This window comes from Streptomyces sp. R818 (assembly GCF_056172735.1).
Genome location: NZ_JAOCNE010000014.1, coordinates 731195 through 754635 on the forward strand (window position 1 = coordinate 731195; position 23441 = coordinate 754635).

Annotated in this window: 19 protein-coding genes and 1 pseudogene; 10 read left to right on the plus strand and 10 right to left on the minus strand. The window is 72.6% G+C overall.

Annotation, left to right across the window (positions count from 1 at the left end; genetic code table 11):
- Window positions 1-19: 19 nt before the first annotated feature.
- The 3 genes and pseudogenes from N5I75_RS35125 to N5I75_RS35135 form a co-directional block, all read left to right on the plus strand.
- Window positions 20-145: pseudogene (locus tag N5I75_RS35125) on the plus strand (exo-alpha-sialidase); the annotation flags it as partial.
- A 281-nt stretch (window positions 146-426) separates the two neighbouring features.
- Window positions 427-1188 (plus strand): alpha/beta fold hydrolase, encoded by a 762-nt coding sequence (locus N5I75_RS35130; protein WP_476684201.1) that lies wholly within the window; start codon window positions 427-429, stop codon window positions 1186-1188.
- On the plus strand, window positions 1185-1694 hold the full coding sequence (locus N5I75_RS35135; protein WP_476684202.1) for a hypothetical protein: 510 nt from the start codon (window positions 1185-1187) through the stop codon (window positions 1692-1694). The genes N5I75_RS35130 and N5I75_RS35135 overlap by 4 nt, the downstream gene beginning before the upstream one ends.
- A 97-nt stretch (window positions 1695-1791) precedes the next feature.
- Here N5I75_RS35135 and N5I75_RS35140 read toward each other — a convergent pair whose 3' ends face one another.
- The 4 genes from N5I75_RS35140 to N5I75_RS35155 form a co-directional block, all read right to left on the minus strand.
- Window positions 1792-3966 carry a hypothetical protein gene (locus N5I75_RS35140; protein ID WP_476684203.1) on the minus strand — a complete coding sequence of 725 codons (2175 nt, stop codon included), beginning with the start codon at window positions 3964-3966 and terminating at the stop codon, window positions 1792-1794.
- A gap of 85 nt (window positions 3967-4051) precedes the next feature.
- Window positions 4052-4675, minus strand: coding sequence for a TOPRIM nucleotidyl transferase/hydrolase domain-containing protein (locus N5I75_RS35145; protein ID WP_476684204.1), 624 nt, complete (start codon window positions 4673-4675; stop codon window positions 4052-4054).
- 17 nt (window positions 4676-4692) lie between these two features.
- Window positions 4693-5223: a GNAT family N-acetyltransferase gene (locus N5I75_RS35150; RefSeq protein ID WP_476684205.1), complete on the minus strand. Its 531-nt coding sequence runs from the start codon at window positions 5221-5223 to the stop codon at window positions 4693-4695.
- A gap of 9 nt (window positions 5224-5232) precedes the next feature.
- On the minus strand, window positions 5233-6372 hold the full coding sequence (locus N5I75_RS35155; protein ID WP_476684206.1) for a helix-turn-helix domain-containing protein: 1140 nt from the start codon (window positions 6370-6372) through the stop codon (window positions 5233-5235).
- A gap of 340 nt (window positions 6373-6712) precedes the next feature.
- Here N5I75_RS35155 and N5I75_RS35160 point away from each other — a divergent pair, with 340 nt between their 5' ends.
- The 4 genes from N5I75_RS35160 (at window position 6713) to N5I75_RS35175 (ending at window position 12232) form a co-directional block, all read left to right on the plus strand.
- Complete coding sequence (locus N5I75_RS35160; protein WP_476684207.1) at window positions 6713-8290, plus strand: ArnT family glycosyltransferase; 1578 nt, start codon at window positions 6713-6715, stop codon at window positions 8288-8290.
- Between the two features lie 143 nt (window positions 8291-8433).
- Window positions 8434-9672 carry a choice-of-anchor K domain-containing protein gene (locus N5I75_RS35165; RefSeq protein WP_476684208.1) on the plus strand — a complete coding sequence of 413 codons (1239 nt, stop codon included), beginning with the start codon at window positions 8434-8436 and terminating at the stop codon, window positions 9670-9672.
- An 80-nt stretch (window positions 9673-9752) separates the two neighbouring features.
- On the plus strand, window positions 9753-11009 hold the full coding sequence (locus N5I75_RS35170) for a glycosyltransferase (protein WP_476684209.1): 1257 nt from the start codon (window positions 9753-9755) through the stop codon (window positions 11007-11009).
- Complete coding sequence (locus N5I75_RS35175) at window positions 11006-12232, plus strand: glycosyltransferase (protein ID WP_476684210.1); 1227 nt, start codon at window positions 11006-11008, stop codon at window positions 12230-12232. Before N5I75_RS35170 ends, N5I75_RS35175 begins: the two co-directional genes overlap by 4 nt.
- Here N5I75_RS35175 and N5I75_RS35180 read toward each other — a convergent pair.
- The 3 genes from N5I75_RS35180 to N5I75_RS35190 form a co-directional block, all read right to left on the minus strand.
- Window positions 12184-13071 carry a geranyl diphosphate 2-C-methyltransferase gene (locus N5I75_RS35180; protein ID WP_476684211.1) on the minus strand — a complete coding sequence of 296 codons (888 nt, stop codon included), beginning with the start codon at window positions 13069-13071 and terminating at the stop codon, window positions 12184-12186. The two genes, N5I75_RS35175 and N5I75_RS35180, sit on opposite strands and share 49 nt — an antisense overlap.
- A 16-nt stretch (window positions 13072-13087) precedes the next feature.
- Entirely contained in the window at window positions 13088-14386 is a 1299-nt protein-coding gene (locus N5I75_RS35185) for a family 2 encapsulin nanocompartment cargo protein terpene cyclase (RefSeq protein WP_476684212.1), read from the minus strand.
- Between the two features lie 61 nt (window positions 14387-14447).
- The gene (locus N5I75_RS35190; RefSeq protein WP_476684213.1) at window positions 14448-15863 is read right to left on the minus strand and encodes a family 2B encapsulin nanocompartment shell protein; all 1416 of its coding nucleotides are present in this window, start codon (window positions 15861-15863) and stop codon (window positions 14448-14450) included.
- 472 nt (window positions 15864-16335) lie between these two features.
- Between N5I75_RS35190 and N5I75_RS35195 the strand changes: the two genes are divergently transcribed.
- Window positions 16336-16935, plus strand: coding sequence for a GPP34 family phosphoprotein (locus tag N5I75_RS35195; RefSeq protein ID WP_476684214.1), 600 nt, complete (start codon window positions 16336-16338; stop codon window positions 16933-16935).
- Here the strand turns inward: N5I75_RS35195 and N5I75_RS35200 are convergent.
- From N5I75_RS35200 to N5I75_RS35210, 3 genes are all read right to left on the minus strand, one after another.
- Window positions 16932-18623 (minus strand): methyltransferase, encoded by a 1692-nt coding sequence (locus N5I75_RS35200; protein ID WP_476684215.1) that lies wholly within the window; start codon window positions 18621-18623, stop codon window positions 16932-16934. The genes N5I75_RS35195 and N5I75_RS35200 overlap by 4 nt on opposite strands.
- A 39-nt stretch (window positions 18624-18662) precedes the next feature.
- Window positions 18663-19874 (minus strand): 4-hydroxybenzoate 3-monooxygenase, encoded by a 1212-nt coding sequence (locus N5I75_RS35205; RefSeq protein WP_476684216.1) that lies wholly within the window; start codon window positions 19872-19874, stop codon window positions 18663-18665.
- Window positions 19875-19983: 109 nt separating this feature from the next.
- Window positions 19984-21210, minus strand: a complete 1227-nt coding sequence (locus N5I75_RS35210; protein WP_476684217.1) for a CaiB/BaiF CoA transferase family protein — start codon at window positions 21208-21210, stop codon at window positions 19984-19986.
- 283 nt (window positions 21211-21493) lie between these two features.
- Here N5I75_RS35210 and N5I75_RS35215 point away from each other — a divergent pair, with 283 nt between their 5' ends.
- Together N5I75_RS35215 and N5I75_RS35220 are read left to right on the plus strand one after the other, a co-directional pair.
- Window positions 21494-22393, plus strand: coding sequence for a PP2C family protein-serine/threonine phosphatase (locus N5I75_RS35215; RefSeq protein WP_476684218.1), 900 nt, complete (start codon window positions 21494-21496; stop codon window positions 22391-22393).
- Window positions 22393-23394 carry an MASE1 domain-containing protein gene (locus tag N5I75_RS35220; protein WP_476684219.1) on the plus strand — a complete coding sequence of 334 codons (1002 nt, stop codon included), beginning with the start codon at window positions 22393-22395 and terminating at the stop codon, window positions 23392-23394. The genes N5I75_RS35215 and N5I75_RS35220 overlap by 1 nt, the downstream gene beginning before the upstream one ends.
- Window positions 23395-23441 lie beyond the last annotated feature (47 nt).

Consider the following 23441-nt stretch of genomic DNA (forward strand, 5'->3'; position numbering starts at 1 on the left):
CTCGCCGCCGCACAGTGCAGCCCCCAACTACAGCTCGGCGCTGCTCCCCTCGGCCGATGGCCGGAGCCTCCTGGAGATCGCCACGGACTACGACGGAACGGTCTGCAAGCCCTACTACGCCACCGGCACGGTGCCCTCCGCGTAACCGCCCGGCCGCATCGCCCCGCGACCCCTGCACGGCCGCGGGGCGGGACCGATTACTCCCGCACGGCACGGGCAACCGGTCGCCATGACCTTGGCCCGAACACTGCCGGACAGCACGCCGCACGACGCCGGCGACGGAAGGCCGAGCCCTTACGTGAACCCTGGCCGCCACCGCGCACCGTTTGCCCCCGCCCCCCATTCGCCGTGTCCGAGGAGTGGATGTCCGTCGCGTCCGGCGGGGGCGCCGCGGTCGAAGGCCGCAGGCAGGGTAAGGGTGGGCCGATGGATCTGACGACAAGGGGCGGGTTCTTCACCCGCGCGTTCGGGACGCCTCCGCGCGAAGGCGAACCGGCCGTGGTGCTCGTCCACGGACTGGGGCTCTCGGGCCGCTACTTCGTACCGCTCGCCCGACGGCTCGCCGCCCAGGGAGCGAGCGTCCTGGTGCCCGACCTGCCCGGCAACGCGCGCTCACGGGGAGCCGCCACCCGCGCGCCGGACATCACCGAGCACGCCCGCGCCCTTGCGGTCTGGCACCGGCGGCTGTCCCTGGGCCCGGTCGTCCTTGTGGCCAACTCGGTCGGCTGCCAGGTCGCCGCGGCCCTCGCCGCCGGGCACCCGGACACGGTGAGCCGCATGGTCCTGGTCGGCCCGGCGCTCGACCCCGCCGTCCCAGCCTGGCGCCAGTGCGCGCTCCTCGCCCGGGACGCGCCCCGCGAGCCGCTGCGCCTGTTCGGCCTGGCGGTCTCCGACTACCTGGTCACCGGCCTGCTGCGGTGCGCCGCCGAGTACCGGCACGCGCTGCGGGACGCGGCCGGGTCGTTCGAGGCGAACCTGGCGCGGGTCCACGCACCGACCCTCGTCGTACGCGGAGAGGGCGACCCCCTCGCGTCCCCGTCCTGGACGCGCCGGATCGCGTCCCTCGTCGACGACGGCCACACCGCCGAGATCCCCGGCGCCGCCCACGCGGCCCACTACAGCGCGCCCGACGCCATGGCGACGCTGGTCCAGAAGTTCACGGCGGACGGCCCCGGAGGACCCGCATGATGTCGACACCCCTGCGCGACCGCGCCCGCGACAGCGAGGACACCAAGAAGTTCGCGCCCTGGCTGCGCCTGCTGCCCGGCATCTCACCGAAGCGCCGCGGCTACGTCCTCGCCTGGTACGGGTTCACGCTCACCTTCGGCGGGATGCGGCTGCTCACCTGGCTCATCCACATCGACGTGGGCGGCTTCGGCGACGTGAGCGCGGGCGGGGTCCACCTGCACCACTACGTGTGGGGCATCCTGCTGCTGATGATCGTCGGCGCGACGGCCCTCTCGGAGAGTTCACCGCGCGCCCGCGCCTGGATCGGCCTCGCCTACGGGGTCGGAATGGCCCTCGTCATCGACGAGGCGGCCCTGCTGATCAGCCTGGAGGACGTGTACTGGGACACCGAGGGCGGTCTCAGCATCGCCATCGCGATCGCGGTGATCGCGGTGGTGGGCACCGTCCTGGCGGTGACACGAGGACGGCGCGCGTCCCGTGCGGACGAGGAGGCGGAGGAGGGCTAGGGCAAGAAAAAAGGCGAGGAAAGCGAAGAGGCTTGTTTTCGTTGGAGGAAATGAGAAGGAAGCCCCTTCATGGCCTCGCCTTCGGCCACGCTAGCACTCACGCCGGGATCAAGTCGCGCAGATTTTCGAGGGTGATGACGCGGGAGTCCGGGTGCAGCCCCTCGGGCCGCTGCAGACCGATGTACGTGACGGGCTCGTCCGGCACCGGAGCACCGCTCTCCCACACGTCCAGGACCGTGCTGTCGTCGGACATCAGATCGGCAAGGTAGGCCACCGTCAGCTGGTCGCGCTCCGCGACGGCGCGGACCACTTTCGCCACCGACGCCTGGTTCTCCTCGACCTGGTTGCCGTCCGAGATGCCGCGCAGGTACAGGTGCAGCCACTTGGCGCGCCACCGTCCGTCGGCCCCGCGCCGGAACACCAGCGGCAGCGCCACCCGGCCCGTCCCGCGCAGCTCCGACTTCATCCGGACCGTTCGGGGCTCGAACGGGCGGCCCTGTTGCGCGCCGTCGCGCACCATGAACCCGAAGAACGACTCCTCGACCTCGTCGAACCCCTCGCCCGCGAAGACGTTCACCTGGGGCGCGATGAAAGCACTGCGGACACGGTCCAGGGACAGGTCGATGAACTCCGAGGCGCCGTCGGGCGCTTCGGTGATGTCACCGGAGTGCCGGCCCCCGACGGTCCTGAGCGACGTGTACGAGAGCCAGGTGTCGGTGCTGTAGTCGCCCCGCAGAAGCAGCGCGGAGAGGTCGAAGTCGGTCCGCCTGCCGGTCTCCTTCCAGTACACGAAGAAGCGCAGGCGGTCGCCGTCGACCCGGGAGACCGAGCCGCGCGGCAGGACGCCGAGCCCGGCCGCGGTCGCCCTGCCGCTGAGCGGGAGCGCCACGTCGAGCACGTCGGGGTCGAGCAGCAGCCGGTCCGCGGCCGGCAGTCGGCGGCGCAGCTCGGCGTCGAGGGCCGCGATCAGCCGGTCGCGGTCGGCGGCGGGCAGCGGCCGCCGGGCGTCCGGGGTCACCCGGGCGCGGCCCCGGCCGTTGACGAAGATGCGGGGTTCGCCGGTCTCCCGCTGCCGGTTGTGCAGGTGCTCGCGCACCGCGAGCACGACCCGGCCGGAGACACCGGGGGCGGCCCGCACCGCGGCGGCGACCACCGTGTCCCGCTCCTCCTGGCCGTCGGCGGCGCGCAGCAGGTGGTCGAGGGCGCGGAACAGCTGGCCGGGGGCGGACTCCAGCAGCTTCACCGCCCCGGGCACGTCGGCCGCGTCGAGCAGCGCCTCGACCCGGCTGCCGAAGGTGGGTGCCTGCTTCTCGCCGCGTGCGACGGCGAACACGTCCGCGGCGTGCGGCCAGCGCGGGTACTCGTGCGGGTGCAGCCGCTCGCCGAGCCGCTTAAAGGGCTCCCGGTGGGCGTGCACGTCGGCGAGTTTCGCCGGGTTCGCCGCGACCACCGCGTCGAGACCCGCGAGCAGCGCGCGGCGCACTGGCCGCGGCAGCGTACGGAACCGGGTCGGCTCCCGCAGGGACACGTCGCCGTCCGACAGTGCGCAGGCGAGGCGCAGCACGTCGGTGACGGTGTCGAGGAGCGGATCGGCGCCCATGGCGAGGCGGACCTCGTTGACGACCGCCCGGTTCTCCCGGACGGGGATCGCCTCCGGCTGCGGGCCGAGGGCGCACTGCCCGGCGAGCAGGCGCAGGTCGCGCAGGTCGTCCCCGCCGAGCGGAGTGGCACTGCCCGCGAGGGCCAGGTACAGCTCGGTCAGTTCAGCGTCCAGGTCCCGGCCGAGGTGCAGGACGGTGACCCGGTCGCCCGCCGCCGCGATCAGCTCGTCGTGGCGCGCGAGCATGTCCTCGTAGCTGTGCCGGTAGAGGCCGTAGGTGGGCAGGCTGAGCAGGTTGACGCTGTGCCGGGCCAGCTGAGCGAGGACGCTCTCGCGGGCGGTCTCGTCCCCGAGGGCCTCCGCCACACACCGCGTCCAGAACTCCAGGGTATTCGGCACATGTGCCGGGAAGTCGATGAAATACGTGTTGTGTTGTACGTGGTCGCCCACCATCTCGGCGACGGTGCGCAGGGTCCGCCTGGCCGTGTGCACGACCGCGGCCCCGGACAGCCCCGAGAGGTGGTGCAGCAGTTCGGCCGAGAGCTTGAAGCCGACCGAGGCCAGCGCCGCGTCGAACTGCCGCGCGGCGACACCCCCTTGACCGGTGGACGCGGCGGGGAGGGGGAGGCGATGGGTGTGCCGGACTACCAGCGATTCGAAACTCTGCGCCATGCGGGCAGGATTGCAGAGGCGGGTGGCTCGACGCATGTGAGTTGTTTGCGTGTGAGGCGGCGCTGTAGGTGTGTTCTCCGGTGTCTCACCCGTGCAGGTGTGCAAGCAAGTCGTCGAGCGGTGCCGGTACCTGGTCCGGGGCGAGGGCCTCCACGAGGAGGCGGCCGTACCGGATCTTGCGCCCCTTCTTCGTGCCGAGGAAGCGCCGGGCCTGCTGGTGCGCGGACCGGCCGAGCTGTGCGGGCTGGCGCCGGAAGGTCTGCCAGGCACGGAAGTCGCCCTCGGCGCGGAAGATGTCCTCGACCCTGGGGGTGCCGAGCGCGCGGATCAGTTCGTCCTCCAGATCCGCCGCGCACACGTGGATGTCGTCGGGACACGCCCGCGCCCGCGCGAGGCCGCGCTCGTAGTAACCCCTCTCGTTCTCGTCGCAGAGCCCTGTCAGACGGAGGCCGAGACCGGCCGGGCCGAGGAGAGCGGCGTACCGGCCGACGCTCATGGCTCCGCCCATCGCCACGACACACACGCCTTCGGCGCTCAAGTCCCGCTCCCGCGCCGCGGCCAGGGCCTCCACCGCCGCGAGATCGCTGAGTCCTTCGAGCAGTACGGCGGTCCGTACGCCGAGTTCCTCCGCGAGCCGGTGCGCCGGTTCCCCCGGGCCGCCCGCCGCCCAGTGGGCCACCGCGTCCTGGAGCGCCCTCATGTCCACCATGCCGGGAGTCTGCCCGGTCAGGCGACGCGCCGCGACAGCACCTGGCCGGGCCAGGTGCCGACCGCGAAACGGTCGGTGCGGGCGAAGCCGTTGCGTTCGTAGTACGCGACCAGGGCGCCTCCGCCGCCCGCCCAGCAGTCCACCCGCAGCAGCTCCACACCCGCGCGCCGGGTCTCGCGCACGGCGTGGGCGAGGAGCGCGGCCCCGATGCCGAGACCGGCGCGCCGACGGTCGGTGACCAGCAGCCGCACGTACCGTTCGGGTTCCCCGGCGGGGGCGATCGGCATCTTCGGACTGGGCCCGGAGTCGAGGACCACGGCACCGGCGACCTGACCGTGCAGCTCCGCGATGAACGGGGTGTTCACGCTCATGTACCCCTGAACCCGTGCGACCCCGCCGGGCTTCCGCGAGTACGGGGTCGTGCCCCATTGCTCGGTGTTGCCGCGGGAGTTCATCCAGGCGACGGCGGAGTCGAGCAGGTCGAGGACGGCGGGTGCGTCGGCCGGGGTGCCCGGCCGTATGCGGAGGTCGTGCGCGCTGTCGTTCACGGCGGCAGCCTATGCGGTGCGCCGGCGGGGGAGGGCGAACAGGGCGTCGGCGTCGCTGAGGATCAGGGCGAGTTCGGCCTGCAGCCGGTCGAGGGGGTGGTTCAGGTCGAGGCCGGTCAGCACACGGATGGAGCGCAGCCGGTAGGTGAGGGTGTGCCGGTGGATGTACAGACTGCGGGCGGCCGAGGCGGAGCACATGTTGTGGGCCAGGTAGGCGGCCAGAGTCTGCTGCAGATACCGGTGGCGGGGATCGGTGTGCAGCGGGCCGAGCCGCGCGGTGACGAAGGCGCCGCGGTCCTGCGCGGTCAGGTCGAGCGCCGCGACCAGGGGTGACACCTGCTCGGTGGTCAGGCAGCGGCCGTAGCGCCGCGCGACCACGGCAGCCAGCATGGCCTGCCGCGCGGCGCTCCCCGTGTCGCCGTCGGCGACCGGGACGAGCGCGTAGGGCGCCAACTCGTCGGCTCCGGAGGGCCGGTGCCGCGTGAACGAGGTCACATGTGTCTCCGCCACGGCGATGACGGCCAGCGGGTTGGCGGCCCGGAACCGGCGCAGCGCGTCCTTCGCGTCGTGGCCGGAGTTCCGCAGGGCCACCAGGCACCAGCGGGGTTGCGCGTGCGGGCGCGTACGGTCGTGCCCGGCGTGGGGTGCGTCGTGCGCCTCCGGTGGGGGAGACTCGGCCTGCGCGTTCCGGCCCGCGCCCTCCACCCGACCCCGTACGACGGACGCGTTGGCCACCCGCAGGGCCCGCAGCGCCGTGCTGAGGAACACCCTCTCCAGCGCCTCCCGGAAGCGGGTGTCGGGGAGGCGGCCGGTCAGGGCGCGGTGGAGCACCTCCACGCACGCGTGGTGCAGGACGAGGCTGTCCTCCGCGGAGAGCCCGGCCCGGGCGTGTGCCGTGGCGCGGGCCTCGAACGCGGTGTCCAGGGTGGTGGCGGACACCTCACCGGCGAGGACGGAGATCCAGAGCGCGATGTCGGCCGCGACCGTGGGGGCGGCGACCGGGCCGGTCGTGTGCCGCGCCACCTCGCCGAGGGTCTGGCGGACGAGACCCTCGGTGTGCTGGGGGGTCAGGCTGTGGACGGCCCGGGAGAGCACCGGCGTGCACTCGGGCGACAGGGCGGTCGGATCCGGCTGGGAACGATGCGGCACGGTGGCTCCTTGCATCAGGCGTCTGCTGGGGCGTCTGGACGATCGGCCGTGTTCGCCAGCATGTATTTGCGTCGCTCTGCATAGCAATCGACCAACTGCACAAAGATCGAGCGTTTCGGACCGGGCATGTGTGCAATGTGCTCAAAGTGAGCCCGCCCACCGCATTGTTGTGGCTCTTCTTGATTGGGCCTGTGCCTGGCCGGGCAGATTGTTGTCCGCTGTGGACGAGAAAGTCCCGGCTCTGTGCGCACTGCCCCTCCCCGTCCCGCCTAATGCACTGTGCGGCCACGCCCCGAAGGCGTGGCCGCTCTCATCGGCGAGGCGAGGGAGACACAAGCAAATGATGCGGCGCGCGCTGCTGATCGGTGGAGTCCTCGGCGCGGTCGCGCTGACCGTCGTCCTACGGGCCTGGAACCTTGCGGGCAGCCCTTTCCCCAACGACGACGAGGGAACATATCTGGCGCAGGCCTGGGCCGTCCGCACCGGAACGGGCCTGTCCCACTACACGTACTGGTACGACCATCCGCCCCTCGGCTGGGCCCAGTTGGCGGCTCTCTCCTGGTTCACGGACCACCTGCCCCCGCAGCGGATGGCGTTGGTGCAAGGGCGTGTCGCAATGCTGGCGGTGGCCGCCGCGACCGCGCTCCTCATGTACAGCGTGGCGCGCCGCCTGCGGATGAGCCGGCCGGCCGCGTGGGCCGCGCTCGTCGTCAACGCCGTCTCGCCCCTCGCCATCGACATGCAACGGCAGGTGTACCTCGACGGCTTCGCCGTCCTGTGGTTCCTCGCGGCCCTCGCCCTGGCCCTGTCCCCGCACCGGCGCCTGTGGGCGCACTGCGGCAGCGGTGTCTGTTTCGCGATCGCCGTGCTGTCCAAGGAGACCATCGCCGTCCTCCTGCCCGCCCTGGTCCTCGCGGTGTGGCAGCACAGCGACCGCAGACTCCGGGTCTTCTCCTTCACCGCCTTCACGGCGGGCTGCGCGGTGCTGCTCAGCTACCCGCTGTACTCCCTGCTCAAGGGTGAACTGCTGCCCGGCGGCTGTCACTCCTCGCTGCTGCGCGCACTGAAGTGGCAGCTCGTCGCACGCGGCGGATCCGGATCCGTGTTCCAGCAGGGCACCGTGGCGCATGAGTTGGCCGCGCAGTGGCTGAACACCGATCCGATCCTGCTGGCAGGCGGCGTGGTCGCGGGGTGCGCGATCCTCCTCGTACGTCCGCTGCGCCCGCTCGGAGCGGTGGTCACGCTGTTCGTGCTGGTCGCGCTGCGCCCCGGGGGCTACATGCCCAAGATGTACGCCGTGCAGATGCTGCCGTTCTGCGCTCTCGCCCTGGTCGCGCTGGTGGACCACCTGCTGCGCGCGGAGCGGGTACGGGCGCGCACACGGCGGGAGCTCCTGCGGATGGCGACCATGACGGCCGTGGCCCTGGCGCTGGTCCTGCTCGGCCCGGGGTGGCGCGCGCAGTGGGAGTGCGTGCAGACCGACGACCTCATGAAGGGCTACCGCGCCGCCGGCGCGTGGCTGCGGGACCCCGCGGTCCACCACAAGCGGTCGGTCCGTCTTGTCACCGACGACGTGCTGTGGCTGGACGCCGTGCGCGCCGGATACACACCCGGCGCCGGAGCCATCTGGCACTACAAACTCGACAAGGACCCGGCCGTCGTCGCCTCGATGCCGCGCGGATGGCGCGACATCGATCTCGTGCTCGCCACCCCGACCATGTACGAGGCGCAGAGCGAACTCCCCACCCTGCGGCAGTTGTTGCGCCTGGGGAAGACCGTCGAGAGTTTCGACTACGGGCAGATCAAGGCGCTGCGCATCCCCGAGAAGCCGCCCGAGGGAGCGTCCGGACCCGCACCCGTCCCGCCCGGACTGCGCAAGTGCCTGGAGGAGTCCGACGACATCTGGCCGTACGCGTGAGGCGCACCGGTTGCCCTCGCGGCCTTCGCCGCTCTGTCCAAGAACCCCTCGCATCCGCTCTGTGCCGCGATGCGGCCGGGCAGCTTCCGGGCGACCGATCAATGGCCCGGGGAGCCGGGCGACACAGCACGGAGGTGCGTCGAATGGGAATCATCAGGACCACGGGGAAATGGACGGCCGTCCTGCCGGAACCGCACAACCTCACGGGGGTGGGGTCGAGCCAGGTGCAATGGGGCACGGCCACCTCGGGCGAGGGCAGGAGCGGATACATCTTCACCGGAGGCGCCACGCAGGCCCAGCTCAACGGGAACGAGTTCACCCTCGCCTCCTTCAAGCACGAGAACTTCCCCATCAACAGCGGTATCAGCGACCGTGAATGGGATGTCACGCTCCAGGTCAACGTCACGTTCGAGGACCACACGTCACGGGACTTCACCTTCAAGTTCCACCACAACGAGACGGACAACGGCGGGGACCACCCGGACGACATCGTCTCGCTGCCCGAGTTCATCTCGCCGGAGACGGTGACGGTGGACGGACAGCCCTACAAGGTCATGCTCAGCGGCTTCAAGCGGGGCGGACAGGTCGTCCGGCAGTTCGACAGCCCGGAGGGCGGCGCCAACAGCGCCGACATCGTCGCGGTGTTCGCCAAGCCGGGCAAGCCGGACGTCGCGATCGTCCACGTGGAGGCCGAGGGCTCGGAGCCCGGCCAGCCGAACGAGTACGCCGAGATCTTCAACAAGGGCACCGAGGCGGCCGACCTCGGCGGGTGGAAGCTGCACGCGCGGAACTCCGGCAAGGAGTTCGCCTTCCCCGCGGGCACGAAGCTCGCACCCGGCACCCGCGTCCGCGTGTACACCAACGAACAGCACCAGGAGACGGGCGGCTTCTCCTTCGGCAGCAGCGACCCCGTCTGGGACGACCGCGCCGACGTCGCCCTCCTCAGCGACGGCCAGGGCAAGGAGACGGCCCGGCTGCGCTACGGCCAGCGGATCACGCCGGACCCGGTCCCCGAGGAGGTCCAGGGGCCGGGCGAGGCCCACCCGCACATCGTCGTCGCCAGCAACGACAGCCGGCCCGTGGGCAAGCAGAAGGTCGTCCTCACGCTGTCGCCGAACGGGCCGATCCGCTTCAACCCGGACCACAAGTCGATCTCCGCGTGGAGCAACGCGAAGAACAGGATGGTGGAGTACACCGGCACGCTCTCCGCCGACAAGCGCACCCTCACCATCGACGCCGACCTGGAACTCCCCGCCGACGGGCAGCCGCGCCAGTACCAGGTGCAGGTCGCCGTGGACAAGGGCGCGCCGAGCGGCTCCTACACCCTGCACTGGGAGCTGGGCGAGCTGGGCTCCGTGGACAGCGTGATCAACGTCAAGTGAGCCGGCGGGTGCGCACCGGGTCACGGGCGGCCCGGTGCGCACCCCCGCGCCCCGCCACGACCCGAACGCGAGGCCCCTTCGTGGTAGTCGCCTGCCTGCTCACCCTGACCGTCCTGCACACCCTCAACGCCGCGCTGACACTGCGCTGGATGCTCTACGCCTGGGAGACCCCCGACCGGCTCCGCGTCACCTCCTTCGCCGAACCGGACGCGCCCCGGCTCTCCTTCTCCCTGCTGCTGCCCGCCCGGCACGAGGAGAGGGTGCTGCGCCACACGGTCCGCACCATGCTGGCCGCCGACCACCCCGACTTCGACGTCGTCATCATCACCGGCGACGACGACCCGGGAACCGCCGCCCTCGCCGACGACCTGGCCGCCGCACACCCGGACCGGGTCCGGCACGTCGTCGACCACCACCCCCAGAAGAACAAGCCGCGCGCCCTGAACACCGCGCTGCCCGCGTGCCGGGGCGACATCGTCGGCGTGTTCGACGCCGAGGACGTCGTCCACCCCCGCCTGCTCCGCCACATCGACGCCGCCTTCCGCACCCACGGCGCCGACGTCGTGCAGGGCGGCGTCCAGCTGATGAACTTCCAGGACAGCTGGTTCGCGCTGCGCAACTGCCTGGAGTACTTCTTCTGGTTCCGCAGCCGGCTGCACCTCCACGCGCGCCAGGGGTTCATCCCGCTGGGCGGCAACACCGTCTTCGTCCGCGCGGCCCTGCTGCGTGAAGCGGGCGGCTGGGACGGCGACTGCCTCGCCGAGGACTGCGAACTGGGCGTACGGCTCTCCAGCCGCGGCGTCAACGTCGTCGTCGGCTACCACCCCGCCCTGGTCACCCGCGAGGAGACCCCCGCGACCCTGCGCGCGCTGCTGCGCCAGCGCACCCGCTGGAACCAGGGCTTCCTCCAGGTCCTGCGCAAGGGCGAGTGGCGCCACCTGGCCACCGCCCGCAGGCGCCTGCTCGCCCGGTACGTGCTCGCCGCCCCGTTCCTGCAAGCCGTCTCCGGCCTGTGCGTTCCGGTGACCTTCACCCTCGCGCTCCTGGACGGCATCCCCCTCGCGGCCGCCATGGCCGCCTGGGTGCCGATGCTGCTGCTCCTGGCGATGACCCTGTTCGAGTGCGCGGCCCTGCACAACTTCGGCCGCGAGTACGGGCTCGCCGTCCGCCCCGTCCACCATCTGCGCCTCCTGTGGGGGCTGCCCCCGTACTCCCTCCTCCTCGCCCTCGCCGCGCTCCGGGCCGTCTGGCGTGAATGCCGCCACCACAACGACTGGGAGCTGACCGCGCACAGCGGCGCCCACCACCCGCCACCGCACACCGGGAAGAGCCCATGAACGCGCACGCACCGCCCCCTCGCTCCCGGCCCGCCATGGCCGTGGTCATCCCGACCCGCAACGAGGCGCACAACGTCGACCGGCTGCTCGGCCGGCTCGACAGCGCCGTCCCGGCCGGCCTCCCCGCCGAAGTGCTCTTCGTCGACGACTCCTCCGACGGGACACCGCGGCGGATCCGCGCCGCCGCCGAACGCTGCCGCATCGCCGTCGCCGTCCACCACCGCGAGAGGCCGGAAGGCGGCCTCGCGGGCGCCGTCCTGGAAGGCATCGACCGGACGACCGCGCCCTGGATCGTCGTCATGGACGCGGACCTGCAGCACCCGCCCGAACTCGTCCACCCGCTGGTACGGCGCGGCGACGCCAGCGGCGCCGACCTCGTCGTCGCCAGCCGCTACACCGCCGGCGGAAGCAACGCGGGCCTCGCCGGCGGCTGCCGGACAGTCCTCTCGCGCTCCGCGACCTGGCTGGTCAAAGCCCTCTTCCCGCGCGCCCTGCGCGGCATCTCCGACCCCATGAGCGGCTTCTTCGCCCTGCGCCGCGACCTGCTGTCACCGCCCGCGGGAACGAGCTCGCCACTGCGTCCGCTGGGCTACAAGATCCTGCTCGAACTGGCGGTCCGCCGGCCACCGCGCACGGTCGCCGAACTCCCCTACACCTTCGCCGAACGCCACCTCGGCGACTCCAAGAGCGGCCTGCGCGAAGGCGTCCGCTTCCTGCGCCACGTCCTGCTGCTGCGCACCACGAGCGCCTGGTCCCGGATCACCGTCCTCGGACTCATCGGCCTGTCCGGCTTCCTGCCCAACCTGGGCGTCCTCGCCCTGCTCACGGCCCTGACGCCGCTGCACTACCTGACCGCCGAAGCGCTCGCCACCCAGGCGGCGGTCGTCTGGAACTTCGTCCTCGCCGAGGCGCTGCTCCCGCCCGAGAACGTACGGCGCTCCCGGTGGTGCCGCCGGTTCCCGGCCTTCGCGGCGATCGGCAACACCGACCTGCTCGCCCGCCTGTTCCTCACCGGTCTCCTTGTCGACGGCGGCGCCCTGACCCCGGTGGCCGCCACCGCCGTCGTCCTGCTCGGCGCCGTCCTCGTCCGCCTGACCCTGCTTGAGCGGCTGCTGTACGGACGCGGGACGGGGAGGGCCCGGACCTCCGGACCCTCCCCGTCGGCGCCGGACGGTCAGACGCGGTCGGCGGCGATCAGCACGTACTGGAAGGAGCCGTCCTGATACGAGTTGATGAACGCGTCCTCGATCCCCGTGACCAGCGAGGACGTGGCCCGCAGCTCCCAGTACGGCAGCGTGTCGGGCGTGAGGTCGATGACCGCCTGCGGCACGAGGCGGTTGTCGGCCATCGCCCGCAGGTACTCACGGCGCGAGTGGATGTTGCACTCGAAGTGCGCGTTGATCTGCGACACCCACTTCGAGGGCTGCCCGTACCGCGGGTTCCAGCAGCCGGTGATGGTCACGTAGCGGCCGCCGACCGACAGGATGCGGGAGTGCTCCGCCATCAGGTCGTGCAGGTCGACGTACATGCTCGACTCGTTGTTCCACGACGCGGCCATCCGCCCGCTCTCGAAGGGCATGTCGAGCATGTTGCACACGCGGGCCCGCACGTGGTCCTCGATGCCGAGTTCGGCGGCGCGGCCGTTGGCGAAGTCGGCCTGCTTGGCCGAGAGGGTGACACCTTCGACCTTGCACCCGAAGCGCTGGTGCGCCATCACCATCGAGCCGCCGCGGCCGCACCCGGCGTCCACCAGGGTGTCACCGCGGCCGATGGAGCCGAGGTGGCGCAACAGGACCTCGGCCTGCGCCGACTCCAGGCGGTGCAGCTCGGCGATGAGCTTCTGCTCGCTGTCCTTGGCATTGCTGTCGCCGAGCGCGGCGTGGTCGACCTCACCGATGCCGTAGTGGTGGTGGTACAGACCGTCGACATCGCCGAGCCGCAGGTTCACGGGCCGGGCCTCGCCGTCCCAGTACCGGGCGATGTCCCCCTGGTAGGGCGTGGCGGGGCCGGGGACGAGGTGAGGCAGGCCGGCGGTCGGGGCGGTGAGTTCGGTGCTGGTCACTGATGGTTCCAATCTCTTACCAGAAGTCGGGCAGGCTGTAGCGGTAGGTGTTGTTCTGGTGCCAGTAGTGGTTGCCGTCGACCCACGCGGCCACGCCGCGCAGGAAACGCTGGAGGTGCGGTTCGGGGCAGGCCGCGGCCAGGGCCGCCGCCTCGTCCTCGAAGGCGTGCATGAGGTCGTTGTGGACCTCGACCGCCTTCAGGTAGGCGTCCCGCTCGGAGAGGTCCTCCCGGTGCGCGAGCACGACCGGCAGGTTCAGGTGGAGGCCGGGTGCGTCGAGCTCCTTGGTGTACGAGTACAGGTCGTTGACGATCGTCGTCGCGTTGCCCGCGAGGGCGATGACCCGCTGCGTCTCGGGACGGGCGTGCAGGTCCGCGGGCAGCTCGTAGCCGCCGACGGTGTCGGTGATGGTGGGGCAGGGGCGGAAGTTGTTGAACTGGCGCATCGCCAGGTACTCCCACACCTCGGGGACCCGCTCCTCCTGCGCCCAGGCGGCCTCGGCGAGGTAGCCCATGTGCAGGCGGGCCATGTCGTGCCGGTACCGGTCGGCCTGCGAGGGGCTGCTCGCCCGGACGAAGTACTCCATGGCGGAGCGGTAGGCGCGCCGGGGCGCGTCCGAGTGCAGGGACTCCGCCCAGTGCGGGTGGTACTCCGCCGTGGTGTGCAGCGGGTCGAGGGCGGTGTGCGCGAGCAGGAGGCGCTCGCCGAGGCCGACGGGTGAGCCGCCGTGGTCCTCGCAGTAGCAGTCGTCCACCGCGTTCTCGGCCACCATCAGGCGCGTGGCCAGCATGACGTGGTCGACGCTGGGCGCGTCGGGGTGGCAGCCGACCATGTAACTGCCCACCGAGAACCCGTCGAACTCCTCCTCCCAGTCGTCCGGGTACAGGGAGACCTCGTCCATCGCCCAGGACTTGATGCGTTGGCTGACCTCCTCGACGCGCACCGGGTCGGGGTCGGGCACCGGGTGGTAGTACAGCCCGGGGACGGCCGGGCCCGGCTCGGCGGACGACGCGGGCAGCGGGGCCGCCGACGGCTCGACCGCCTCCGGCGGGCTCGGCGGCTCCTCCTCCCGCGGGCTCAGCCGCAGCCCGGCCGTGCCGAGTCCGCTGGGCCCGCGCAGGATCGCCGCCAGGTCGGCCCGCGGCGCCGGGGCCTCGACCACCGCGGTCTGCGCGGGCGGTGCGGCGGGGGCGCCGCCCAGAAAGGCGCTGATGTCGCGGGCGTGCGCCGCCGCGTCGGCCAGTACGCGGGCCCCGAAGCCCGCGGCGGCCTCCGGCAGGGTCGACTGGGGCGGGGTGAGCTCAGGCGGAGGCATCCATGACTCCTCGGGGACTCCTCGGTGGGGTGGGGGCCTGTCGTGTCACGAGCCGGGCCCGCTACCGGGGCCAGTTCGAGATCTGCACGTTCTCCAGAACGCCGCACGCGTCCGGCACGAGGATCGCGGCGGAGTAGTAGGTGGAGACGAGGTAGGACGTGATCGCCCGCTCGTCGAGGCCCATGAAGCGGACGTTGAGGCCCGGCTCGACCTCGTCCGGCAGATCCGTCTGGCGCAGGCCGATGACGCCCTGCTCCTCCAGGCCCGTACGCATGGCGAGGATGGAGCTGGTCCGCTCCGGGGTGATCGGGATCTTGTTGCACGGCAGGATCGGGACGCCGCGCCAGGCCGGGACCTGCTGGCCGCCGACGTCGACGTGGTCCGGGTAGAGCCCGCGCGCGTTGAACTCGCGCCCGATCGCCGCGATGGTGCGCGGGTGCGCGAGGTAGAACTTGGTGCCGCGCCGACGGCACAGCAGGTTGTCCAGGTCGTCCGGGGTGGGCGGGCCCGCGTGCGGCTGGATGCGCTGCTTGAAGTCGGAGTTGTGCAGCAGGCCGAACTCGCGGTTGTTGATCAGCTCGTCCTCCTGGCGTTCGCGCAACGCCTCGATGGTGAGCCGGAGTTGTTCCTTCGTCTGGTTGAACGGCTCGCTGTAGAGGTCGGCGACGCGGGTGTGGACCCGCAGGATCGTCTGCGCCACCGACAGCTCGTACTCGCGCGGCTTGGACTCGTAGTCGACGAACGCGCCGGGCAGTTCGTGCTCGCCCTGGTGGCCGGCGGACATCGCGATCTCCGCCTCGCCGCGGTGGTTCTGGCTGCGCTGCGAGCGCGCCTTGAACTCCTCCACGTGGGCCCGCAGGTTCGGCGCGTTGTCCAGCACGCTCGTGAAGTCGGCGCGCGACAGGGTGAGCAGTGTGCCGGAGGTCTCGGCGACCGCCGTCTGCTCCCAGAGCGCGTTCTCGTCGAGGAGCGCTTCGTCCCCGAACCGGTCGCCGTCGGCGAGTACGTCGAGCGTGACCTGGTCCCCGTACTCGCCCACGGTGTGCTGGCGGACGCGGCCGTGCGCGATGAGGTGCAGCTCCTCGGCGGGCGTCCCGCGCTGGACCAGGGTGTCGCCGGCGGCGAAGTCGCGCTGGACGCACTTGTCGGCGACGGCGGTCAGGACGTCCACGTCGTCGAAGCCGCGCAGCGGCGCCAGTTCACCTAGTTCGCGGGGGATCACGCGGACGTGGGCGCCGTCCTGGATGAACTCCACGCTGCCGTCGCCGACCGTGTACGTCAGGCGCCGGTTCACCCGGTAGGTACCACCGGTCGTCTCGACCCAGGGGAGCATCCGCAGCAGCCAGCGGGAGGTGATCTCCTGCATCTGCGGGGCGGACTTGGTGGTGGTGGAGAGGTTGCGGGCAGCGGCGGTGCCCAGACTGCTCTGCCGGGGCGGCTCGGTGCGGGCCTCCGGGGTCGAGTCAACGGTTGTCATCGGGGGAAGCTCTCCTTGGTCGGGCGGTTGCGCGCGTGCCCGGGCGGGGTGTGCGGGATGTGCGGGATGTGCGGGGGCGGGATGTGACAACAGGACGAAATGCCGGGATACAGACGGGAATCTGTCGGGATTTCGCGAGAACAGTAGTGGCGTCCTCGACCGCCGAACCAAGAGAAGCCCGGGACATTAACTCGAAACGATGATCACGGCCGCCGGATGTTTGACCGGGCACGGGCGGAACTCGGCCTGTTCCTGGTGGCGTGTCGGGGATCGCGGCGGCGCTGTGCCACTGGTTGACGGGGGTCCGGGGCGCGCGTGCGCGTGTCGCGGCGTCGGAAACCGGACAGGGGCCGGACGGCCGTGATGATCGTCGGCGTTCGATCCCGAGGGGGGCCGCATCGCGCGGGTGCGCGCCCGGCGGCCTACGCTGGCGCTCTCGTCCGTACGCCGTTCATCGCACAAGGAGCCGCTCATGACCACCGCACGGGACCTCGCGATCGTCGCCCTGGGCGGGTCGGCCGCCGGGACGGTGGAGCAGGGCGACCTGTCGCTCGCGCTCGCGGGCGCCGAGGTGCTCGACCTCGTTGCGGCCCGGGCCGTCGCACTGGACGGCGAACGCCTCGTGCCCGGCGACCGGTCGCTCACCGGCGACGGGCTGCTCGACGAGGCGGCCTCGGCGCTCGTGCGCGAGGAGCCGCGCGAAACGGTCGAGGACTGGCTGTGGCGCCGGGGGCGCGGTCTCGCGGCGGCGTACACCGACGAGTTCGAGCGCGCGGGACTCGCGGTGCCGCGCCGGGGCCGCCGCACCCCGCTGCCGACCGGGCGGACGCAGCTGGTGGAGTCCGCCGCCCGGCGCGCGGCGGAGGAGCGCTGGGCGGCGGCCGAGCCCGTCCTCACCGCGCTCGCCGCCGCGGCGGGGCTCCGCGACGAGGATCCGGTCGCGGAGCCGGGCGACGAGACGCTGCTGACCGTCCTGGTCGCCGTCGGCACGGCGGTGCAGGAGCTGCAGGCCGTACGGCAGCGCAGGCAGATCGAGAACGCCGCGTTCGACAACATCTGGCGCGGTCTCTAACCCTCGTCGCGGGACAGAGCCCGGCGCGCGTGCAGGACGCGGCCGTCCAGGGGGAGCGGACTGTGGCCGACGAGGGTGAGGCCCGCGTCGGTGAGGAGCTGGGCGTAGTGGTCGGCGGTGCGTTCGCGGCCGCCGACGTTGCACCGCATGTGCAGGTCCCAGGCGGGCGCCAGGGACGGTGAGCTGTCGGTGGGCAGCAGGCGTTCGACGATGAGGAGGTCGGCGTCGGCGGGCATGGCGCGGGCGATGTGCCGCAGGATGTCGCGGCACCGTGCGTCGTCCCAGTCGTGCAGGATCCGCGAGAGCAGGTAGACGTCGGCGCCTGGCGGCACGTCCGCGAAGTCGCCGGGCAGGAACGTGCAGCGGGCCGTGGAGAGACGGGCGCGGGCGGCGTCGATGACGTGGGGGCGTTCGAGGAGGACGGCGTCGAGGCCCGGGTGGGCGGCGAGGATGTGGGTGAGGAGTTCGCCGTTGCCGCCCGCGATGTCGACGACCGTGGCGCCGCGCGGCTCGCGTGCGGCGGCGGCGAGCACCGGGTGGGCGGGGAGCGGCTCGAACATGCGGCGGCTCGCGGCCATCGACTGGTCGAAGAGCGCGGCGAGTTCGGGGTCGCGCGCGAAGTGCTCGAAGTGGTGCCTGCCGAAGACGTGGTCGAAGGCGGTCTCGCCGGTGCGCACGGTGTGGTCGAGCGCGCCGAACGACTCGTAGAACGGGCCGCCGTACATCAGGGCCAGCGCGCGCATGGAGCCCGGATCGTCCGCGCGCAGCAGGGCGCCGAGCGGGGTGAGGCGGAACCCGGCGGGGTTCTCGTCGGTGACGACGCCGAGCCCGGTGAGGTGGCGGAGCAGCACGGCCAGGCTGTCCGCGTCGGCGCCGGCCGCGCGCGCCAGTGTCTCCGCGTCGACGGCCCGCCCGGTGTCCATGGCGTCGGGCACGCGCAACTGGGCGAACACCGCGAGCGCTTGAGTGGTCCAGGCGCCGGTGAGCAGGCGCAGCATCGTTTCCGCGGCCTGGCCGGTGCGGAACGCGTCGAGGTGCGCGCCGAGCTGGTCGCGGTGGTCGCCGGGCGCGTACAGCTCGATGCGGCGGTAGTCGGCCTTGGCGTCGGCGGGGGCGGCGAAGTAGAACACCGTGCCGTTCTCGTGCGGGTTGTAGCCGCCGCCGTCGGGCAGGGCGCCGTAGCGGTCGAACGCCGCGCGCAGGCCGCGCAGGACGAGCGGGTCGGGGGCGGCGACCTCGAAGGCGACGTGCGCCTCCTCGTGGCGGGCGCGCTCCCGCTCGGCGAGCGGCGCCAGGCCGGAGCCGGGCGGCACGGTCAGCGCGAACACCTCGACCGAACGGGGCTGTCCGTCGCGGCCCCGCACGGCCGGGCGCAGGATGGTCACGTCCAGGTCGGCGGCGGCGCGGTGGTGGCGCAGCGCGAGCCGGTCCCGTACGACGACGCTCGGCTGCGACGCCGTGTCCGGCGGCAGCCCGCACGCGGCGAGGGTCGCGGCAAGGGCGCGCGGGTCCGGTGGGAAGACGAGCAGCGCGGCGTGCGCGAAGCGGCAGCGCTCGACGAGCGCGCGCAGTTCCGGGCCGTCGAGCCCGGGCAGCAGGAGCGGCAGGAGGGTCTCGCTGTCCTGCGCGGAGACGAAGTCGACCGTCGCGCGCAGGCGCGACGTGTCGTCCGACAACGCCGTGATCATTACGGGCAGTTCCTCATCTGTGTGGAGCATGGTGCGGGGTCAGACGCCGACGTAGCGCTCGGCGAACCAGTCCTGCTGGCTGCGCGAGGTGCGCAGCGCCGTCATGCGGGCGCGCCGCAGGCGGTCGTGGAACGGCGCCTCGCCGTCGCCGCCGGGCGATCTGTGGAGCAGCTCGATCAGCCAGTGCGAGAACTCCTGGGCGGGCCAGACGCGGGCGAGGCAGCGCGCGGAGTAGGTGTCGAGCCCGGTGGAGTCGGAGCGGGTGAGGTCGTCGATCAGGGCGAGGGCGAGGAGCTCGGCCTCCAGGACGGCGAGGTTGGCGCCCTTGGCGGCGGACGGGCTGATCAGCCCCGCGGCGTCGCCCGCGAGGAACAGGGCGCCGTGGCGCAGCGGTTCGAGGACGTCGGACGCGAAGTCGACGAGGTCGCGCTGCACGATCCGGCCGCGGCGCAGCGGCCCGTACTCCTTGGCGCGCATCCGCAGGTCCAGCTCCTCCCAGATCCGGTCCTCGGACCAGGCGCCCGGCGGGGTGCCGCGCTCGCACTGGAGGTAGTAGCGGGTGATGTCGGCGGTGCGGGCCATGTGTCCGGCGAAGCCGCGCTCGTGCACGGCGTAGCCGACCGCGTCCATGCTGGGCGGCGCCTGTGCGAGCAGTCCCAGCCAGGTCACCCGGTGGTCGCGGCGGTAGTGGCGGACCGCGCCCTCGGGCAGGGAGCGGCGCGCGGCCCCGTGCCGCCCGTCGCATCCGGCGACGTACCGTGCCCGCCAGCGGCCGGGCCGACCGTCCGGGGCGCGCACACTCACCGACGGCGCGCCGCTGTCGGCGTCGTGCACGGCGAGCGCCTCGGTCTCGTAGCGGATACGGCCCCCGGCCTTCAGGTAGTGGGTCAACAGGTCGGTGACGAGCGCCTGTTGAGGGTAGACGGTGTGCCGCTCGCCGAGGCCGAGCTCGCTGTAGTCGAGGCGGAAGCGGCCGTCGTCCGTGCGGAACTCGCAGGTGCTGTGGGTCAGGCCGTGCCGGTGCAGCCCGTCCGCGAGGCCGTGCCGTTCCAGGATCCGTACGGTGTTGGCGGCCAGGAATCCGGCGCGCGCCCGGGTCTGGATGTGGTCGCGGGTGGCGCGCTCCAGGACGGCGCAGTCGATGCCGCGCGCCTGGAGCACGTTGGCGAGGAGGAGCCCGGCCGGTCCGGCGCCGAGGACGACGACGTCCGCCGACTCGACGGCGGCTGTGATGTGTTGACGTGATGTCACGGACTGGAGCTTATGCACTGAAAATGCACGTACTCTCACCAATTCACCTGAACGTACGCACAGTATCCGTAACGCGTCCGGGACCGACCTACGTCGACATGGGGGAGTGTCAGTGGTCCTGTCCTGTGGTCGGTATGTCGATGACGCCCTGCGCCCGCAACCGCTCGATGGCGGCGGCGTCGCGCCCGAGAGCAGTGAGGATCCGCTCGGTGTGCTCTCCGGCGACGGGCACGGGGTCCATGCGCGGCGCCACCCCGGACAGGTCCGCCGGTGGCAGCAGCGCCTGTACGGGGCCGGGGGCGCCCGGCACCTCGATGTCGCGCCAGCGGTCGCGCCCGGCGAGCGAGGGGTGCGCGAGGAACTCGGCGACGGAGTTCACGCCCGCGTTGGCGATGCCCGCCTCGTCCAGGAGGGCCATGGCGTCCTCGCTGCCGAGTCCGGCGAAGCGGGCGGCGACGGCGGCGTCGACCTCGGCGCGGTGGGCGACACGGGTGGCGCCGGTGGCGAACCGGGGGTCGTCGGCGAGTTCGGGGCGGCCGAGGACCGTTTCGCACAGGGCTTCCCACTCGCGCTCGTTCTGTACGGAGAGCAGCACGTCCTTGCCGTCGGCGGCGGTGAACGGGCCGTACGGGGCGATCGTGGCGTGCCGGGCACCGACGCGGGGCGGCTGGGTGCCGCCGTAGCGCGTGTAGTAGGCGGGCTGGCCCATCCACTCGGCCAGCGCCTCGAACAAGGAGACCTCGACGGTGGGTGCCCGGCCGGTCGTGGCCCGCGTGTAGAGGGCGGTGAGGACACCGCTGTAGGCGTACATCCCGGCGGCGATGTCGGCGACCGAGATTCCGGCGCGGGCCGGTTCGTCGGGCGACCCGGTGAGCGAGAGCAGGCCCGTCTGGCACTGGACGAGCAGGTCGTAGGCCTTGCGGTGAGCCCAGGGTCCTGTGGTGCCGTAGCCGCTGATGGTGCAGGGGATCAGGCGCGGGTGGCGGGCCTGGAGCGCGCCCGGGCCGAGGTCCAGGCGGTCGGCGGCGCCCGGCGCCAGGTTCTGCACGAACACGTCGGCGCCCGCGAGCAGCTCCTCCAGGACGGCGCGGCCTGCCGTCGACTTCACGTCCAGGGTGAGCGATTCCTTGGACCGGTTGAGCCAGACGAAATAGCTGGCCTGGCCGTGCACGGTGGTGTCGTACCGGCGGGCGAAGTCGCCGCCGCCGGGCCGCTCGACCTTGATGACACGGGCGCCGAGGTCGGCGAGCTGCCGGGTGGCGAAGGGGGCGGCGACGGCCTGTTCGAGGCTGACGACGGTGATGCCGTCGAGGGGGAGGGGGTGGGGGTCGGTCACGGGGTGCCTTTCCGGGAAAGGGGCGCGGGCTGCGCAGCGGTGCCTGCGCGTGGCGCGCGACGCGCCGCGTCGATCTCTTCTACGGCCCGTGGGCGCGCCGGACAAGGGAGCGGCCGCGGGGCGTGGCCGCGGGCTGGTGCGGCGCGCCCGCGGGGCTCCGCCACGGGCGGCCCCATGGCGCCGGTACGACAGGCCCTGGGGGCTCCGGCCCTGCTCACAAGATGCGCGGAGCGCACCGCGCGGGCACAGTGGACGAGGGTCTCTCGTGGAGCGGGGGCGATCGATGTTCCGCAGCGGGTCCGCCGAGGACGGTGAGGAGCTGCTGGCCAAGCTCGGCGCGCTCACCGCCCGCGCGCGTGAGCTCGCGCAGATGCAGCGCTCCCGGGTGGAGCTGGCGGTGGCGCTCCAGCAGGGCATGCTGCCCCGGGATTTGCCGCAGCCGCCGGGGGTCCACCTCGCCGTCGGCTACGTGCCCGCCAACCGCGGCCTCAACGTCGGCGGCGACTGGTACGACGCCTTCACCATGGCCGACGGCCGCATCGGCCTGTCCATCGGCGACGTGCAGGGGCACAACATCCGGGCCGCCGCGTTCATGGGCCAGGTCCGGGTGGGCCTGCGCGCCCTCGCCTCCGTCACCGGCGACCCCGGGGAACTCCTGAGCCGCACCAACGACCTCCTGCTCGCCCTGGACGCGGACCTCTTCACCACCTGCACCTTCCTGCGCCTCGACCCGGCCACCGGCATCCTGGAGTGCGCGCGGGCCGGGCACATCCCGCACATCTGGGCCACCGCCGACGGCCGCTCCGGCATCGACGACGGCGAGGGCGGACCCCCGCTCGGCGTCCTGCCCGGCGCCTCGTACCCCGTGAGCAGGCACCGGCTGGACACCGGCGGCGTCTTCGTCCTGCCCACGGACGGCGTGGTCGAGGGGCCGTCCCTGGACCTCGACGACGGGCTCGCGCAGGTGCGGCGGCTCGCCGAGGTCACCGCCGCAGCGGGCCTCGGCGTGGACACCCTGGTCGGCGGTGTCATGAAGCTGGCGGACTCGGTGGGGCACGAGGACGACGCGGCCGTGCTCGTCGTCGGCCACGACGGGGGAACCGCGTGGCGGCGCCCGCCCGGCGACCGGGGCGGACACGGGCGGGGGCGTCCATATGGCCGGGAAGGCCCGGCCGGTGTCTGATGGCTGCTGTGTTGGTCACCCGGCGGTCCCCCAGGCCGGCCCTGGAGACGGCTGCGAAGGCACTGGCCGTGGCCGCCTGCTACTACGTGGCCGGACGCCTCGGCCTCCTGGGCCAACTCACGATCGAGGGCGTGGTCGTCACGCCCGTCTGGCCGCCTACCGGCGTCGCCGTCGCCGCCCTGCTGCTCTTCGGCGTGGGCGTCTGGCCCGGCATCGCCCTCGGTTCCTTCTTCGTCATCCTCAGCCTCACCACGCCGCAGCTCACGACGGTGCTCACCGTGGCGGGCAACACGGCCGCGCCGCTCGTCTCCTACCTGCTGCTGCGCCGGGTCGGTTTCCGGCTCGACGTCTCACGCCTGCGGGACGGGCTCGGCCTGGTCTTCCTCGGCGGGCTCGGCGCCATGCTCATCAGCGCCACGATGGGGATTGCCCCGCAGGTGTGGACCGGCGGCCTGGAGGCGGGGGACTTCTGGACCGTGTGGCTCGCGTGGTGGGTGGGCGACGCGATGGGCGTCCTGCTCGTCACCCCGCTCCTGCTCGTGCTGTTCCGGGGCGTACGCGGACGGCCCCCGGGCCGCCACTGGCTGGAGGCGGTGTGCCTCGCGCTCGCCACCCTCGGGCTCGTGCCGCTGGACGTGCTGAACCGGACGAGCCTGCTGTTCCTCATCTTCCCGCTGCTGATCTGGGCCGCGCTCCGCTTCCAGCTGACCGGGAGCATGCTGTGCGCCCTGGCCGCGTCCGTCTTCACGACGTTCGCGGCGCACGAGCGGGAGGGAGCGTTCCAGGGCCTGTCCGGCGTCGAGGTCATGGTCAAGCTGCAGGCGTTCAACGGGACCGCCGCGCTGACCGCCCTGCTGCTCTCCGCCCTCGTCGCCGAACAGCGCGCCACACGCCGCTCGGTGCAGCGGGCGTGCAAGGAGCTGGCCGAGGTCCTCGAGCACCTCGCGGCGGGCGAGGACCCCACGGAGCCTTCCGACAGGCCACCGCCCGGTCCCGACTGACGTAGCGCCCGTTTTCGGACGGATCATGGCCGGAACGCCTGTCCTCC

Coding starts and splice junctions, on each gene's coding strand:
- N5I75_RS35135 (WP_476684202.1), top strand. CDS start 1,185: ATGATGTCGACACCCCTGCGCGACCGCGCCCGCGACAGCGAGGACACC.
- N5I75_RS35130 (WP_476684201.1), top strand. CDS start 427: ATGGATCTGACGACAAGGGGCGGGTTCTTCACCCGCGCGTTCGGGACG.
- N5I75_RS35215 (WP_476684218.1), top strand. CDS start 21,494: ATGTTCCGCAGCGGGTCCGCCGAGGACGGTGAGGAGCTGCTGGCCAAG.
- N5I75_RS35220 (WP_476684219.1), top strand. CDS start 22,393: ATGGCTGCTGTGTTGGTCACCCGGCGGTCCCCCAGGCCGGCCCTGGAG.
- N5I75_RS35145 (WP_476684204.1), bottom strand. CDS start 4,675: ATGGTGGACATGAGGGCGCTCCAGGACGCGGTGGCCCACTGGGCGGCG.
- N5I75_RS35175 (WP_476684210.1), top strand. CDS start 11,006: ATGAACGCGCACGCACCGCCCCCTCGCTCCCGGCCCGCCATGGCCGTG.
- N5I75_RS35160 (WP_476684207.1), top strand. CDS start 6,713: ATGATGCGGCGCGCGCTGCTGATCGGTGGAGTCCTCGGCGCGGTCGCG.
- N5I75_RS35190 (WP_476684213.1), bottom strand. CDS start 15,863: ATGACAACCGTTGACTCGACCCCGGAGGCCCGCACCGAGCCGCCCCGG.
- N5I75_RS35165 (WP_476684208.1), top strand. CDS start 8,434: ATGGGAATCATCAGGACCACGGGGAAATGGACGGCCGTCCTGCCGGAA.
- N5I75_RS35140 (WP_476684203.1), bottom strand. CDS start 3,966: ATGGCGCAGAGTTTCGAATCGCTGGTAGTCCGGCACACCCATCGCCTC.
- N5I75_RS35185 (WP_476684212.1), bottom strand. CDS start 14,386: ATGCCTCCGCCTGAGCTCACCCCGCCCCAGTCGACCCTGCCGGAGGCC.
- N5I75_RS35200 (WP_476684215.1), bottom strand. CDS start 18,623: ATGATCACGGCGTTGTCGGACGACACGTCGCGCCTGCGCGCGACGGTC.
- N5I75_RS35195 (WP_476684214.1), top strand. CDS start 16,336: ATGACCACCGCACGGGACCTCGCGATCGTCGCCCTGGGCGGGTCGGCC.